Origin of the sequence: Hanstruepera flava, from assembly GCF_023634025.1 — a bacterium.
GTDB lineage: Bacteria > Bacteroidota > Bacteroidia > Flavobacteriales > Flavobacteriaceae > Hanstruepera > Hanstruepera flava.
The window spans coordinates 296,679-313,466 of sequence record NZ_JALJCW010000001.1; the positions used below are offsets into that span (position 1 = coordinate 296,679).

General features: G+C 35.0%; 12 protein-coding genes. 6 read left to right on the top strand and 6 right to left on the bottom strand.

Annotation, left to right across the window (positions count from 1 at the left end):
- Positions 1-361: 361 nt before the first annotated feature.
- Positions 362-982: an L-threonylcarbamoyladenylate synthase gene (locus tag MTX13_RS01395; RefSeq protein ID WP_250432585.1), complete on the bottom strand. Its 621-nt coding sequence runs from the start codon at positions 980-982 to the stop codon at positions 362-364.
- 151 nt (positions 983-1,133) lie between these two features.
- Between MTX13_RS01395 and MTX13_RS01400 the strand changes: the two genes are divergently transcribed.
- On the top strand, positions 1,134-2,099 hold the full coding sequence (locus MTX13_RS01400; RefSeq protein WP_250432586.1) for a retropepsin-like aspartic protease: 966 nt from the start codon (positions 1,134-1,136) through the stop codon (positions 2,097-2,099).
- Entirely contained in the window at positions 2,096-3,064 is a 969-nt protein-coding gene (locus MTX13_RS01405) for a hypothetical protein (protein WP_250432587.1), read from the top strand. The genes MTX13_RS01400 and MTX13_RS01405 overlap by 4 nt, the downstream gene beginning before the upstream one ends.
- Before the next feature lie 4 nt (positions 3,065-3,068).
- Here MTX13_RS01405 and MTX13_RS01410 read toward each other — a convergent pair whose 3' ends face one another.
- Positions 3,069-5,399 (bottom strand): ATP-dependent helicase, encoded by a 2,331-nt coding sequence (locus MTX13_RS01410; RefSeq protein ID WP_250432588.1) that lies wholly within the window; start codon positions 5,397-5,399, stop codon positions 3,069-3,071.
- 232 nt (positions 5,400-5,631) lie between these two features.
- Between MTX13_RS01410 and MTX13_RS01415 the strand changes: the two genes are divergently transcribed.
- Positions 5,632-7,200, top strand: coding sequence for an FMN-binding glutamate synthase family protein (locus MTX13_RS01415; RefSeq protein WP_250432589.1), 1,569 nt, complete (start codon positions 5,632-5,634; stop codon positions 7,198-7,200).
- Positions 7,201-7,210: 10 nt separating this feature from the next.
- The gene (locus MTX13_RS01420; RefSeq protein WP_223033306.1) at positions 7,211-7,732 is read left to right on the top strand and encodes a DUF7935 family protein; all 522 of its coding nucleotides are present in this window, start codon (positions 7,211-7,213) and stop codon (positions 7,730-7,732) included.
- Here MTX13_RS01420 and MTX13_RS01425 read toward each other — a convergent pair.
- Positions 7,716-8,615, bottom strand: a complete 900-nt coding sequence (locus MTX13_RS01425) for a patatin-like phospholipase family protein (protein ID WP_250432590.1) — start codon at positions 8,613-8,615, stop codon at positions 7,716-7,718. The two genes, MTX13_RS01420 and MTX13_RS01425, sit on opposite strands and share 17 nt — an antisense overlap.
- 1 nt (position 8,616) lies before the next feature.
- Positions 8,617-10,638, bottom strand: coding sequence for a M1 family metallopeptidase (locus MTX13_RS01430; RefSeq protein WP_250432591.1), 2,022 nt, complete (start codon positions 10,636-10,638; stop codon positions 8,617-8,619).
- A gap of 82 nt (positions 10,639-10,720) precedes the next feature.
- On the opposite strand from MTX13_RS01430, the gene recG reads away from it, so the two are divergent.
- Positions 10,721-12,823: an ATP-dependent DNA helicase RecG gene (recG, locus tag MTX13_RS01435; RefSeq protein WP_250432592.1), complete on the top strand. Its 2,103-nt coding sequence runs from the start codon at positions 10,721-10,723 to the stop codon at positions 12,821-12,823.
- A gap of 163 nt (positions 12,824-12,986) precedes the next feature.
- Here the strand turns inward: recG and MTX13_RS01440 are convergent, their stop codons facing one another.
- On the bottom strand, positions 12,987-14,078 hold the full coding sequence (locus MTX13_RS01440) for a DUF2911 domain-containing protein (protein WP_250432593.1): 1,092 nt from the start codon (positions 14,076-14,078) through the stop codon (positions 12,987-12,989).
- A gap of 414 nt (positions 14,079-14,492) precedes the next feature.
- On the opposite strand from MTX13_RS01440, the gene MTX13_RS01445 reads away from it, so the two are divergent.
- Positions 14,493-14,912 carry a hypothetical protein gene (locus tag MTX13_RS01445; RefSeq protein ID WP_250432594.1) on the top strand — a complete coding sequence of 140 codons (420 nt, stop codon included), beginning with the start codon at positions 14,493-14,495 and terminating at the stop codon, positions 14,910-14,912.
- A 551-nt stretch (positions 14,913-15,463) separates the two neighbouring features.
- On the opposite strand, the gene MTX13_RS01450 is transcribed toward MTX13_RS01445, so the two are convergent.
- A complete protein-coding gene (locus MTX13_RS01450) occupies positions 15,464-16,678 on the bottom strand; it encodes a TlpA disulfide reductase family protein (RefSeq protein WP_250432595.1) in 1,215 nt (404 codons plus the stop codon).
- Positions 16,679-16,788: the final 110 nt, after the last annotated feature.

Genomic DNA, 16,788 nt, shown 5'->3' on the forward strand with positions numbered 1-16,788 from the left:
AATCTCAATTCCGTTTATCCAACATATTTGACGTTTATCTATACTAAAAATGCAAGAAATGTTAGTTCATCAAATAAAATTTGCAATTCATAGAAAATCAATGATTTATATGGTTTTAAGTGTTATTTTAAATATACCAAATCTACATTCAGTCCATCTTGTAACTAAAAATAGTTACCTACTTTAAAACATTAAGACTATGATACAAGTTTTACCCTACCGTTTTAAAAGACGTTCTAAAAATCATTTTGATTGGATGTTAAACGTCATTAAATCTGAAAGTTATTTTAAAGCAGACTCCATTATTTTAGACCAAAATTGTCAAAAAAACAGAATATTTAATAAGTCAGCTAAGCTTTAACTAAAATATCTCAAGGCTTCCTTTTCCTTCTCGAATGACTGTTGGAGTGTTTTCAGATAGATCAATAATTGTTGACGCTACGTTATCTCCGTAACCACCATCGATTACTAAATCTACAAGATTATCCCATTTTTCGAGAATCAGTTCAGGGTCTGTTGTATACTCAATAACATCATCTTCATCACGAATGGAAGAAGATATTATTGGGTTACCCAGCTCTTTAACAATCTCTAAAGCAATCTGATTGTTTGGGATACGAATACCTACGGTTTTTTTCTTCTTAAAAACAGATGGTAATGTTTTAGCCCCAGGAAGGATAAAGGTATATGGGCCTGGCAGAGCACGTTTTAAAATCTTAAAAGTAGAAGTGTCTATCTGCTTAACATAGTCGCTTAAATTACTTAAATCGCGACATACAAAAGAAAAATTAGAATTCTCTAGTTTTACACCTTTAATCCTAGCAATTTTTTCTAATGCTTTAGTGTTAGTAATATCGCAACCCAAACCATAAACAGTATCGGTAGGATAAATAATTAACCCACCCTTTTTTAAAACATCAACAACACGTTTAATTTCTTTTGGGTTTGGGTTTTCTTCGTAAATTCTAATAAATTCCGCCATTTATGGATTTAGTTTAAATGATTCTTTACAAATTAAATATTTTTCATTGAATTGTTGTGCACTATTAAAACATTTGAAAAAATTAAGCTTAAATTTATAATCTATCTTTTTAAACCCTGTAACATTTAAATATTTTTTCAGTCATATTAATATGCCAAGAATACTATTATTTTTATTAATTGTTTGCTTCTCAAGTGTCTTGAATGCCAATGATATTATTAAAAAAGGGACTATTATTTTTCCGAAATCTGAAAAGATAAACGAATACACTACACGAATTCCCTTTAAACTAGTAGATCATCTTATTATTGTTGAAGCTGAAATTTATAACAAGAAAGGAAATTTTATTATAGATACAGGTTCTGAATCTATGATTCTTAACAAAATGCACTTCAATAATCTTTACAAACATCACGAAAAGAAAAATCAATCATTTGGAGTAATGGAGGCAATTGACAATCCTTATGAAAAACATGTAAAAGATTTTGTGCTCCAAAATTTTAAACTAGAAACCTTAAAGTCCGACGTTATAAACCTATCTCATATTGAGCAAAGCAAGAAAATAAAGCTTTTAGGTATTATTGGCTATTCTGTTTTAAAAGATTACGAAGTCTTTGTTGACTTGCATTTGAATCAAATTACACTATCAAAGGTTGACCGATTTGGGAATAAGCTTGATAAAAACGTTTATCTTGAAAAAATTGTTGATAGTTTAAATTTTACTTTAAAAAATCATACAATAATTCTTTTTGGAGATATCAACAATAAAAAAGTGAAGTTTGGGCTTGATACAGCAGCTGAATTCAATCAAATAAGTAAAAACCTAAACAAAGATTTACTCAATTGCTTTATTCCTAAAAAACGTTTGGTCTTGATGGACGCTAGTAACAAGAAAACCGAAGTCATTGCAGGTAAATTACATCGTGTTAGATTAAGCAAAACCATATATTTTGGACCAATGGATACCGTTCTAACTAACTTAAAAAGGGTAAACGAAGCATTTGGTACAGATTTAGATGGTATATTAGGGTACGAATTCTTTAAATATAAAAGAACCATAATAAATTATCAGAAAGAGAAATTATATTTTATTAATTATCCAATAAAAAGACATTGAAGTTAGCAATCAAACATACCACCTCTATTCTTTTATTTCTTACCTGCACATTGAGCATTTCTCAAGATAAAAATGTTCTGGGCTATAAAATTGATGGTGATGATATTGTTTTTGTATTCGATACTCGCGATTATGAAAAGGCTACCTCTGATTCCTCTGGCAGCATAAAAGATTTTGATGACTTAAAAATAGAAGAAGTTATTGTCTCTGGGCAGTTTAACAACTGGACGCGTGATAAGTGGCAAATGATTAAAATTGGCGATAATACATTTGAGTTAAGAAAAAAAATAACAGATTTTTCAAATGAATCTTCTTGGGAATTTAAATTTCTAATTAATGGTAAATACTGGGCCGAACCAACAGATAAAATAGCCAATATTGTTCCGGCAAAAACACCTAACGGAAAACCTTTAAACGTTTATAATTTAAAGTTCTATACTGCTTATCAAAATGAAGATGGCAACGCTTGTTTTAAACTTTATGGTTACAACAATGCAAAAAAGGTAATACTTGCCGGCTCATTCAATAAATGGGATGAAAATCTATTTGAAATGAATAAGGTGGGAAATGGTTGGGAGATAACTTTACAGATAAAACCAGGATCGTATGAATATAGATATATAGTTGACGGTAAATGGATTGAAGATCCTTACAATCCCAATAAAGTTGGAAACGAATTTGGGGAATATAACTCGGTAATCAATATAAGCAAAGAGGTTACCTTTGAATTACAAGGTTTTTTAGATGCCAAAAAAGTTATTCTTTCTGGAAGTTTTAATAATTGGTCTGAAAATGAACCAAAAATGAAAAAAACAGATTTTGGTTGGACGCTAACCTTAACTTTAGCAGGCGGGAAACACCATTACAAATTTATTATTGATAATGAATGGTTGATTGATCCCGATAATCCGGTAAAAGAATATGATGGTAAAGGCAATATTAATTCGGTTTGCATGGTTAAATAAACTTTCAGCCTATAACTTCAAGTTTTGCGAAGCGTAACAATAATTTTTTTACACCGCCATTATCAAATTTAATTTCAGCTTTAACATCACTTCCGACACCTTCTATTTTAAGCACCTCTCCTTTTCCAAATCTTAAATGCTCTACAATATTACCAACCGCCAACTTACTATCAAACAAATTGGTGTTCCCTGAAGTTTTAGAAACTGGTTTTAGGTTTTTAGGTGTAGATACGGGTTTCTTTTCTACTTTATTGACTGCTCTCCCCTTTTTAAATGTAGGTTGTACAGGCTTTTTAAATCTAATTTTATTGGGTTCAACATCTCCAAAAATATCAGCATCCAACATGGGGTTAAAACGTCGTTCCTCAATTGGCGTAACAACTTCTAAATATTGGTCATCTATTTCTTCAATAAACCTACTTGGTTCAGAATCTATTAATTTCCCCCAACGATAGCGAGATAAAGCATACGTTAAATATGCTTGCTTTTCGGCGCGAGTCAATGCCACATAAAACAAACGTCGCTCCTCCTCTAGCTCACTACGTGTATTCATACTCATAGCACTTGGGAATAGATCTTCCTCTAAACCTACAATATATACATACGGAAACTCCAATCCTTTAGCTAAATGAATCGTCATTAAAGCCACATGGTTACTATCGCCTTTATCGGCATCTAAATCTGTAGCAAGTGCCACATCTTCTAAAAATTCTGCCAATGAAGCAGTAGCATCAGCTATTTCCTTTTGCCCCTCAACAAAGTCCTTAATACCGTTAAGCAACTCTTCAATGTTTTCCATCCTGGCAACACCTTCGGGCGTACCATCTTTGTTAAATTCACGAATTAATCCACTGGCTTTTACTACATGTTCTGCCAATTCGAATGCATTGGCCGTTTCATTCATAACCTGAAAACTTTTGATTAAAGTCACAAAATTTTTCAGTTTCGTTTTTGTTCCAGAATTTATGCCAACATCTAGCTTGTCAATATTTTCAAGAACTTTAAAAATAGTGCGCTCATAGCCATTTGCGGCTACAATCAACTTATCTAAAGTTGTTTGACCAATTCCTCGAGCCGGATAATTAATAACCCGCTTTAAAGCTTCCTCATCTGCCGGATTGATAACCAAACGCAAGTACGACAGCACATCCTTAATCTCCTTCCGCTGGTAAAAGGACAAGCCTCCATAAATCCGATAAGGAATATCGCGCTTTCTTAAGGCATCCTCAATAGCACGAGATTGCGCATTTGTGCGGTACAGAACTGCAAAATCACTATTCTGAAGTTGATTCTGCATTTTATTCTCAAAAATAGAACTGGCCACATAACGCCCTTCATCACCATCAGTCAACGACCGATTTACAATTATTTTAGGCCCTTCATCATTGGCTGTCCAAACCACCTTATCTAACTTGGTTTGGTTTTTGTCTATAATGGAATTGGCTGCGTTTACAATATTCTTGGTTGAACGGTAATTTTGTTCCAATCGGAACACTTTCACATCGTCATAATCTCTTTGAAAATTCAGGATATTATTTATGTTAGCACCACGAAACGCATAAATGCTTTGCGCATCATCTCCTACTACACATATATTTTGAAATCTATCAGAAAGTGCCCTAACAATCAAATACTGGGAATGGTTGGTATCCTGATACTCATCAACTAAAATATAGCGAAACTTATCTTGGTACTTTGCCAACACATCTGGAAATCTGGTAAGGAGTTCGTTAGTTTTCAATAACAAATCGTCAAAATCCATGGCGCCTGCCTTAAAACAACGGTCTACATAATTCTTATATATCTCACCCAAGCGTGGGCGCCTTGCCATAGTATCGGCTTCAATTAACTCTGGGTTTTGAAAATAAGCCTTAACGGTTATTAGGCTGTTTTTATATGAAGATATGCGAGAGCGTATTTGTTTGTATTTATAAACATCTTTATCAAGATTCATTTCTTTTATGATAGACGCTATTAATCTATCGGAATCTTGTGTATCATAAATGGTGAAATTACTTGGGTAGCCTAACTTATCCGCCTCAAAACGCAAGATTTTGGCAAATACAGAGTGGAATGTTCCCATCCAAAGATTTTTTGCTTCTCCATCACCAACTATTTCAGCGATACGACCTTTCATTTCTCTGGCTGCCTTATTAGTAAATGTCAATGCTAAAATATTAAACGCATCAACACCTTGACTCATAAGATAGGCTATACGATAAGTTAAAACACGTGTCTTTCCAGAACCTGCTCCAGCAATTACAATCATAGGACCATCTTTTTGCAAAGTTGGCGCTAATTGGGCATCATTTAACTGACTTAAATATTTTTCCAAAGGGACTGTTTTTTCAAAGTGTGAAAATAAGTATTGTAAACCTTTTAGACCGCTAGAATTATTAATAATTATAAACAATTTAAAGGCATATATGTTATATAACCGTAATACATTTTTAAAACCATTAGATATAACAATTACATTTATTAAATAACAAATTTTAGAATTTATAGGACTTGTAAGAGCCTTACTTTATCCATATTTTAAATATATTTACTTCAAAATATTTAGTATGGATACTTTTTTTGAATTCTTGGGTAATACAACATGGTGGATGTGGATTATTATTGCCTTAGTACTTATTGCAATTCGAGATGTCTTTATCCAAAAGCGTCATACCATTAGTCACAACTTTCCCATTATTGGTCATATTAGATATTTATTTGAAAGCATAGGCCCTGAAATCCGTCAATATTTTGTAGCAAACAATAGAGAGGAACTCCCGTTTAACCGTATAGAAAGAGGTTGGATTTACGCCTCTGCTAAAAACGAAAACAACTATGAAGGCTTTGGTACCGACCGTGATATTTACGCACATCAGCATATTTTTATAAACAATGCTATGATGCCTTTCAAATTGGAAGAAAATCATCCCAATACTATTGATAAATCTTTTTTGCCTTGTGCTAAAGTTATGGGTTTACATAACCAAAGAAGAAAACCATATAGACCCGCTTCAATAATTAATGTTTCGGCTATGAGTTTCGGCTCATTATCCGCCAAAGCAGTTGAGTCACTCAATATAGGTGTTAAAATATCAGGTGCCTATCACAATACTGGTGAAGGTGGCCTATCTCCTTACCATTCGAATGGCGGCGATGTTATTTTTCACTTTGGAACAGGATATTTTGGGGTTAGAGACGAGCAAGGCAATTTCTCAATGGACAAGCTTGTCAATTTAGTTAACAAAAACCCTTTTGTTCGCGCTATTGAAATCAAACTTTCCCAAGGCGCAAAACCTGGCAAAGGAGGTGTTCTTCCAGCAGCAAAAATAAGCCAAGAAATAGCCAATATCAGACACGTTCCCGTTGGTAAAGATGTTTTGTCACCACCTAATCATTCCGCCTTTTCAAATGTTCAGGAAATGGTTGATTTTATTGAAGCCATTGCCGAAAAAACTGGACTTCCTGTTGGTATAAAAGCTGCTATTGGCAAATTAGACCAGTGGAATGAACTGGCAGATATTATGGAACAAACAGGAAAAGGCCCTGATTTTATTACCGTAGATGGTGGCGAAGGTGGTACAGGAGCTGCACCACCTAGTTTTGCCGATCACGTATCACTACCATGGGTCTATGGTTTTAGTGATTTATACAAGGTATTTCAAAAGCGTAATCTAACCTCACGCATTGTGTTTATTGGAAGCGGTAAATTAGGGTTTCCTGCTAAAGCTGCAATGGCTTTCGCAATGGGTGTTGACTGCATTAATGTTGCTCGCGAAGCCATGATGAGTATTGGTTGTATTCAAGCCCAAGTCTGCCATACGAATCGTTGTCCTAGCGGAGTTGCCACGCAAAGCAAGTGGTTGCAAAGGGGTATTAATATTCCTTTAAAATCAGAGCGTTTAGCTCAATACTTTAAAACTTTTAGAAAAGAATTAATTGAAATAACCCATGCAGCAGGTTATGAACACCCTTGCCAGTTTACTATGGAAGATATTGATGTAAATGTAGATGACCATAACTTATCTGAAGAATTGAACAGAACCTATATGTATGAAAAAACAAAAGTCCCTTTTACCAGTATACAGGATTTAAAAGATTGTTTATATTTGGGAGGTTCTAAAAACACCAATACTTAAAACACCTACTATGGAAGTCGATAAAATTTTTGAAGTTTTTCTCTATGCTGTTCCAGCTTTAATAACCGGATTAATTGCTTATTTCTTTTTTAAGGAACATACAAAAAATGAAGATGGTCGCAGACGCTTTTTATTACATAAAGATATGCAGGTCAACTCTATGCCCTTAAGGCTTCAGGCTTACGAACGTATGGCATTATTTTTAGAACGTATCACTCCATCAAAATTACTTATTCGTGTGGCTCCAATATCCTCAAATAAAGAAGATTACGAATCTTTACTTATACAAAGTATTGAACAGGAGTTTGACCACAATTTATCACAACAAATTTATTTAAGCGACGAATGCTGGAACATTATCACAGCTGCCAAAAACGCAACTATCCAACTCATTAGAAAGGCTAGCTTGCTAGAAAAAACCGATACCGCTAATAAACTCCGCGAAGTAGTTCTTACCGAGATGATGGAGAAACGCGCACCAAGCGATGCTGCATTATCTTATATAAAGCAGGAAGTTAGCGAGATGTGGTAATATCACCATGTTTATCTTGCGCATAATCATAACCTTGCTGCCACCATTTAGTCATTAAACGCTTACTGAATATTAATGAGTTTTCAGTTAGTGTTGTAGGCGTATAATACATGTTCAACTTAACACCTCTGTTTTTTGCCGCCAATTGCCCAATAATGATATCATTACGCTCTACTTGATCCAATAAGTGCCCGAATAAATTCAACATTAAAGAGAATGGGTTTTTACCTAAAACTTTATTGCGTTCCATATTTTCAGCCTCCAAAACAATAGCATCAACCTCTGTCGCACCTCGCTTAATAGCCTCACGTATAGGGACCACACACCCAAGACCTCCATCGGCATATTCATAACCATTGACTTTTGCTATAGACATAAATGGAATATAATTACATGAAATCCATATCCAATTACAAAACTCTTCATAAGCACAATCTTTAATGGACTTATACTCTACCCTATTTTTCGATAGGTTAGAAACAGTTACCACCAAATCATGCTTGGTCGCTTTTACAATCTCATATTCTTCACGAGTAAAATTCTTTCTAATATTGCGACGCAAAGCCTTACTTTCCCCAAAAGTTCGTTTTAAGCGCACAAATTGCCAAAGCGAATTAACAAAATCAATGGACACATACTCACGATCACCTTTTTTACGCTGCACAAAAGGACTTACACTAAAAATGTCATGTTGCTGCACATTGGTAAAAATATCATAAAGCTTTGGTATGTTATTAACAGCCAAATGCGGCACCAACAAACTACCCGTAGACGTACCCAAAAACATATCGTACCTCCTACCCTCAACCTCCATTAAATACTGCGCCACGCCACCTGCATAAGCGCCTTTACTCCCTCCACCGGAAATTACCAATGCACGCATATTAACTGTTTTTTAATTTTTCTAGAATATCAGCATAGCGTTCATCGTTAGACAAAGCACCCACCAAATCCCTGGCAAAGGATCTAAACTGCCAATTGTAATGATTTGTAGCATTTACCAAATTCGCCAAAGCAGCTTCAGGAAATAGATTTAAAGCTTGTAAATACGAGAATGCTCCCATACGCACCTCAAATCCATAATCTGGAGCCGTATAACCAATTAATTCATCAAAATAGGCTTGTTTGTTGTTCTGTTCATAGTCTGGAGTCGACAAAGCCAGAACCAACCATAACAAACGCACATTCCTATCTTGAAACCCAATAATACCCTTGGTTTTATCAAGATACCGTATGCGATCATTAGGAAAATTAGACCATAAATTGTACAAAGCAGCCTCAATGGTTACATAAGAATCATCTTTTAAAAGCGATTCATATTGCGTTTTTAAAGAATCTGGTATTTTACTCACATGTTTTGCTATGGCTTGCCTCACTTTTAAGCCATCCATAAACACATCTGAAGTAATACGTTCTGGCACTTGCGAAATTATTTTTGATTTTGCCTGATCAGACAATGGCGCCTCCAAATAATAATCACATTTAGCATTATTAGCCTCACAATCAGCCATTAGGTATTCCTGGATAAATTTAGACTGCTCCAAACTCGCCATAACTTCATTATAAGGGAAGACAGGGCTTTCAAGCCATTTTTCAAAAAAACCATCAACTTCAACATCACTTACATTTTTAACTTCTCGAATAAAATCTTCAGAAGATACGTTTTGAAATTGATGAGCTATCAAATAATTTCTAACAGCCTGCCTAAAAGCAAAATCACCTATTTTTTCGCGAAGCATATGCAATAACCAAGCGCCTTTTTTATAAAACGTAACGCTACTCGATTTCGGATTCAACAAAGCCGTACCAGCGCCTCTATTATCTTGATCCAATAATTCTTGAGCATATTCATACAAACGCCAATAATAATACTTATCACCAAACACCGCACGCTCTGCCAACAAAGCATAGTACGTAGCAAAACCTTCTTGCAACCAATGATGCGTTCCTGAAGTTTCTGTAACCATATCCCCAAACCATTGATGTGCTAATTCATGCGCATTAACATTAACATAGTTCTTATCGTTAAACCCAATGGAATCCGTCACAAAAGCATCAGAAAAAATCGTTAAACTGGTATTTTCCATTCCAGCATACAGAAAATCATGTACAGGCACCTGTTTGTAATTCTGCCAGGGGTAAGGCACACCTATCTCTTGTTCTAAAAAATCGAACATTTGCTTTGTGTAGCGATAGGTTGGCTCTACTTTCAAGGAATCTTCAGGATAATAATACATCTCTAGCGGAATTCCGCTTGCTGAAGTTTCGACTTGCTTATCATACTTTCCAATCGCTAAAGCAACTAAATAGCTAGACATAGGTTTTTCCATCATAAACACGTGGTCGGCTTTACCGTCTACAGTTTCCGTTTCAAAGACTTTTTTTCCGTTGGAAATAACTTCGTATTCATTATTAAACCGAATGGTTAACGAAAAGGCTACCTTTTCATTCATGTCATCAAAACTGGGCAACCAATTACTGGTATATTTTCCTTGACCTTGCGTCCAAATTTGGTTAGGCGCTTCATTATCCCAACCCACAAAATACAAAGCCTTGCCAGGAATTACCTTATAATTTATAATAACCTCATACTGCTTCCCTGCTTTAAAACCATACTTAAGCCAAATCTTACTACCGTCATTTCTGTATGCTATTTTATAGGTTTCAGAGTTTTCAAAATCCAATAATTCCACCGGATTTGTGATGTCCATTTTTTGCGCATCAACAAATACAGAATCAACATCCTTTAACATAACAAATTTATGGCGCACTATACCAGAAACTGATTTTTCTACGGTATCGAATTTCACAAAAGCTTTACAAAAGGTAAAATCCACATAATCGGTTTGTTGCGCCAAAACCATTTTGGCACAAACGAAGAGTAGTAGGCTTAAAAACAATCTCATAGGCAATCTGAACACAAAGATTAGTCCAAAATACAAAAAAATGCATTTCTCGAATTGATTGAAAACACTTAATTTCGCTAATATGAGTACCAACCTTCAAACTCCCATAGACTACCTTAAAGGCGTTGGCCCCAATCGTGCGGAATTACTGCGAAAGGAGCTTGGTATTCACACCTATCAAGATTTAATAAATCTGTTTCCCAATCGGTATTTAGATCGCACGCGATATTACAAAATCAATGAACTACAACGCAACAGTGCCGATGTTCAAATTATAGGGCAAATTATTAAGTTTGAAGAAGTTGCTCAAAAACGTGGCAAGCGCCTAGTAGCTACATTTCATGATGATACAGGTACAATGGAATTGGTTTGGTTTCGTGGCCATAAATGGATTCGGGAAAATCTTAAACTAAAAACAGATTATGTGATTTTTGGTAAAACCAATTGGTTTAACGGCAAGTTTTCTATGCCACATCCTGACATGGAACTACTTAAAGACCATGAGAAAAACATACAATCGGTTATGCAGCCCATTTATCCTTCAACGGAAAAATTAACAAACAAAGGCATTAGCAATCGTGTGTTTATTAAAATTATGCAGCAATTGTTTACAGAAACCAAAGGCAGGTTTACCGAAACTTTGTCTCCCGAACTACTCAATAGCCAAAAATTAATATCTAAAAGTCAAGCACTACTCAATGTACATTTTCCACAAAACCAAGAACTGTTAGCTCGAGCCCAATACCGACTAAAATTTGAAGAACTTTTTTACATTCAACTGCAATTAATTTTAAAAAATCTTATCCATAAATCCAAAATTAAAGGATTTCCTTTTGAGCAAGTAGGCGACTACTTCAATACCTTTTTCAAAGACCATTTACCCTTCGAATTAACCTATGCGCAAAAACGTGTATTGAAAGAAATTCGAGCCGATCTAGGTAGCAACGCACAAATGAATCGACTTTTACAAGGTGATGTAGGTTCCGGGAAGACAATAGTTGCCTTCATGTCAATGCTCATAGCGCTTGACAACGGTTTTCAAGCCTGCCTAATGGCTCCGACTGAAATTTTGTCAGTTCAACACTATAACGGATTATTTGAATGGTGTAATAAACTGAATATCAGTATAAAATTATTAACAGGTTCTAGCAATACTTTAGATCGAAAAGAGATTCACGAAAATCTTGAAAATGGCGATTTACAGATACTTGTTGGTACTCATGCACTTTTGGAAGATAAGGTGAAATTCAAAAATTTAGGACTCGCCATCATAGACGAGCAACACCGATTTGGAGTTGCCCAAAGAAGTAAATTATGGCGTAAAAACTCGTCTCCTCCACATATTTTGGTGATGACAGCAACACCTATTCCACGAACTTTGGCCATGTCTGTTTATGGTGACTTGGACATCTCGATTATTGACGAATTACCACCAGGTAGACAAGCCATAAAAACAGTTCATAGATACGACAATAATCGCTTAAAAGTATTTCGTTTTATACGCGATGAAATTGCCAAAGGCAGGCAAGTGTATATTGTATATCCATTAATTCAAGAAAGTGAAAAAATGGATTATAAAGATTTAATGGATGGTTATGCCAGCATTGAACGCGATTTCCCAAAACCGGAATATCAAATTTCTATTGTTCATGGCAAAATGAAAGCTGCCGACAAAGATTATGAAATGCAGCGCTTCGCCAAGGGCGAAACGCAAATTATGGTTGCAACAACCGTTATTGAGGTTGGTGTTAACGTACCCAATGCTTCAGTTATGGTAATTGAAAGTGCCGAACGCTTTGGCCTCTCGCAATTACACCAATTGCGAGGTCGGGTAGGTCGCGGTGCTGAACAAAGCTATTGCATACTCATGACGAGCCACAAGTTAAGTAACGACAGTAAAGTGCGCTTGGAAACCATGGTTCGTACTAACGATGGGTTTGAAATTGCCGAAGTTGATTTAAAACTACGCGGACCAGGCGATATTATGGGCACCCAACAAAGCGGTGTATTAAATTTAAAAATAGCCGATTTAATAAAAGACAACGATATTCTTAAAACAGCTCGATATTGGGCTAAACAAATTTTAAATAACGACCCGAGTCTTGCCTCACCAAACAATGCAGCCATTTTAAACACCTACAAACAAATGAGCAAGTATCGTAATATTTGGAATTACATAAGTTAGAAAAAGAAAAAGACTGCTTAAAAACTACTAGATAAAAATACACTTATTGCTATTGATTAATAACACTAAAATTCACAGATTTCGCAATAAACGCTTAAAACTACCCTATCATATATTTAAACAGTCTTTTGAACAAAACAGTTTGTCCCTAAAAACAAAACTATTACAGTGCGCCTAATTCCTTTAAATGTTTTTCAGAATTGGCTTTAACATTTGCGGGAGGATTCATGGATAAAGATTTCTTAAAATACTTAATGGCATTTTTAGTATCACCCATGTTTTTATAACATTCACCCAAACTATCATAACCATTAGGGTCTTCAGGATGATTAGCTATATTTTGCTTAAAATATTTTTCAGCACGTTCGTAATCTTTTGCTGCTATCATTTGGTAACCCAATGCATTTAACTGCTGTTTATTTGCCATACCTGCTGCCTCATCCATGAGTGAAGCATACTCGTCGGTACGTCCCATTTTGTTTAAAATCTGGGCTTTTATGGCTACATTATTAAAATTCTTCTGACTATAAAAATTACCAGCAATAGCTCCATCAATCCATGTTAAGGCTTCGTTTAAATCGCCACCATTATTAAGGGCATAGGCAGCAGCCTGTTCCCAATTCTGACGATTAAACCCAAACTGCCCTGTAGATTTTGCTTTAAAATCGTCTAAAACAATTTGTGTGGTATTAACCGAAATGTTTACCGGAAAAGCCTTTTTACCCCAAACCAACGATAATACAGCACTTGTTGGCGTAATATTGCTAAATTCAAAAGTCAATAATTCATGATGAGGCGCCTCTGTTGTTGCAATATCGGCACGCAAGGCATCGCGGTTTTTATCATAGAAGAAACTACCCCAAGCTTGGGTATCGTGCGAGAGGATTAGTGTAGCCTCGTTATTAGGCTTAACTTCAAAAAACAAACCATAGGTACCGGCTTTAATTGTTTTACCTTCAACTGTGGCATCGTTGGCAAAAGTAATGGTAGTATTCTCGTTAGCCCCAGCACGCCATGGCGCAGCCGTTGCTGTACCAAAACCCAAGTTGTTCATACCATAAGGTACAAGGCTACCCCATAGCTCCCGACCATTAACACTTGGTCTGGAATAGGTAACGCTAATATCGGTAACACCAACGCGTTGCATAACTGTAGCTTTGGCGCTGGCTTGTGGTGTTTGTAGCTGTGCCGTAGTAGTTAGACTAACTAATAAAAAAAGGCACAGCACGGCTGTAAAAAGGTTGTTCTGTTTCATAATAATTAAGTTTAAATTAGTGTTATGAAGTTAGACACAAACCCAATTGTAAGTTGTTAGCGTTGTGTTAATTAACATAAATCTTCTGTTAATTAACGCTTTGTTAAGAATTGTGGTCCTTTATAAATTACGTACCACTACCTATTGATTTAATGACTAGAAAACTCTAACTTCGCTTACTTGTACTGAACTATGTTTCAGTATCAGACGACAAAGTCAACCTGTGCTGAAGGTATTTCAGTATCAAAACTGAATTTATCTTTGCTTTAGAAAAAATTATCCGACATTAAAAAATTCAGAATAAACATACAAGGTCCTGATTTTGAATACCCAAACAAAAATATTTGTCTAATTAAACATTGGGAAGAAGTTAGAGATGTTTTTAAAAAATATTCCTTCGAATATGATAAAGCAATGATAACAATTCATTCTGACTTCACTGATATATTTAATAAAATCAAAGTACATAATGATTTCTGGGGTGGAGATATTTTAATGACTATTTTATATGATAATGCCGTCGATATTTCTAATAGAAAAAATGTTGAAAATTTTTTAATTACAAGTTATCTGGACGTTTTATTTCTGTGCGTGAATCTATCATTGCCTGGCTCATTGTCTATAAAATCAACTGTTATATTCAATAACGATTTTCAAGATGAAATAAATCTATTCTCTGGATACTTACATAGTTCTTTTGATGTTTCATTAAATTATGGAGGATGGCCAAAAATTCAAGCTTTACCTTTGAAAGAAGTTGTGATATGGTATGATTCATTAAACATTGGGTTAAATATTAAAGCTCAAAATGATTTAGAAAGAACATTATTTTAACTATTGTATTTTTGCAATGACGCTCACATAGGATACAATCCTTCATTAGTTGTTTGGATTATCCAAAGTCTCGAATCTTTTTTTGGAATTAAATCAAATGACTCTATTATTAGAACATTAAAAACACGAATCTATCTTCATTTAGGGAATCCTGAACAGTTAAAAGTTATTAATAGAAAGATTAATGAATTCTATGATTATAGAAGTAAGTTTGTTCACGGAGATATGGAAATATTAAGATACGGATCAGACAAATTTTTAAGAATGAAGTCAATAGATGAATATTATAGCAAACTTATTGGACTGAATGATTTCGGCGCTACATTAATTATATCTTGTCTTCAAAAAATGATTGTAACGAATTCTAAATCAATTGAATTTTCTGAAATAATTAAATATAAATAACTTTTGTTAACAATACATATAGCCCATAGCTGGCATTGTTGCTTACTAAATTTGAATTCCTACAAAACAAACTTCAAACCAAACTGAATAATCCGTAACTCGAGACACGCAACGGGCCATATGCTGGACCTATAACCGCAACTCCTCTACTCCTCCTCCAACAACTGCTTTACAAAACTTTCAAATTCGTTTTTAAATTCGGTGTATTTTTCGCCCGTAGCTGGACCATTAAAACCCGTATGTATTTTACGCACCTGTCCTGTTTTATCGATAAAAATAGTAGTTGGATAGCTTAATACCTTATTCAGCATAGGCAATTTTTCTTGTGCAGCTGTTTTACTTGAGGTTCCGGTTTGCGCCAATAGCACAGGATAGGTAATACCAACACGATCGGTTAAGCGTTTTATATTTTCAAAACCTTGCGCTTCTGTTTTTACATACTCAAAAGCCAAGGCTACTATTTCTAAATCGGTATTTTGGCGTTGCTTATAAAACTCGGCAAAATATTTACTTTCATCCAAACAGTTTGGACACCAAGTTCCCATAATCTGTACCAAAACCACTTTGTTTTTAAAACGCTCATCCTCTAAACTCACCAGATTACCATTGCTATCAGGAAAGCTAAAGCTTACCTTGTCATATCCTTCCTTTAAATAGGTTAAGCTATCAGAATCTGGTAACTCAAAACTTTCATTACGTTTAGCCACAAAAGGCTCTTGCCAATGGTTTCCGGAATAGAACCGTCCTTGCATGGTGCTATCGGTTACTGTTGCTGTAAACAAAAAGGCATGGGCACCATCAAATGTAGAGAGTTTTAGTTGGTTACCATCTACCACACCTTCCAAAAACCGATAGTCGCCCGTTGTGGTTCTAAACGTTCCGGTTACGGTATTTCCATCTTGCTTAAATATTCCTTTACCAATGTACCTATGAGCATCGTCATCAGGACTAAAAACGGTTTCCCAATTTCCAGAAACATCAAATTTAGCTTGAGCATCAACCTTAAAACGGGTTCTGCCTTTATTAGCATAAAATGGTACCACACGATTTAAATTTTCCTTTATATAACTACCAGACAGTGAACCATCATCTAGTAATTCAGCCGCTATGAATCCTTCAAAAACCGGAGTTTTTATAAAAACAGAATCGTTTTTATAGCTCACCTCATCAACTTCAATGTGTTCTTCGGCATTGAAAATAATTAATTCGGTTGGCGATTTCACCTCAAACACAAAAGGCATATCTAAAGTATCATTCACTTTTAAAACTGCTCGGTAGGTGGTGGCTTCAAGCTGTTTTGGCATGTCTTCATGGCATGAAAACAATAGTGTTAAAACAAATAGGTACAAAAAATTTCTCATAGATTGTAAATATGCATAGTTAATCGGTGTTTCACAAAAAAACTTACAACAATTTTAAGTTTACAATTTAAGGCGCATTGTTTGAATGCTAGAAGCAATATTTTATCTTT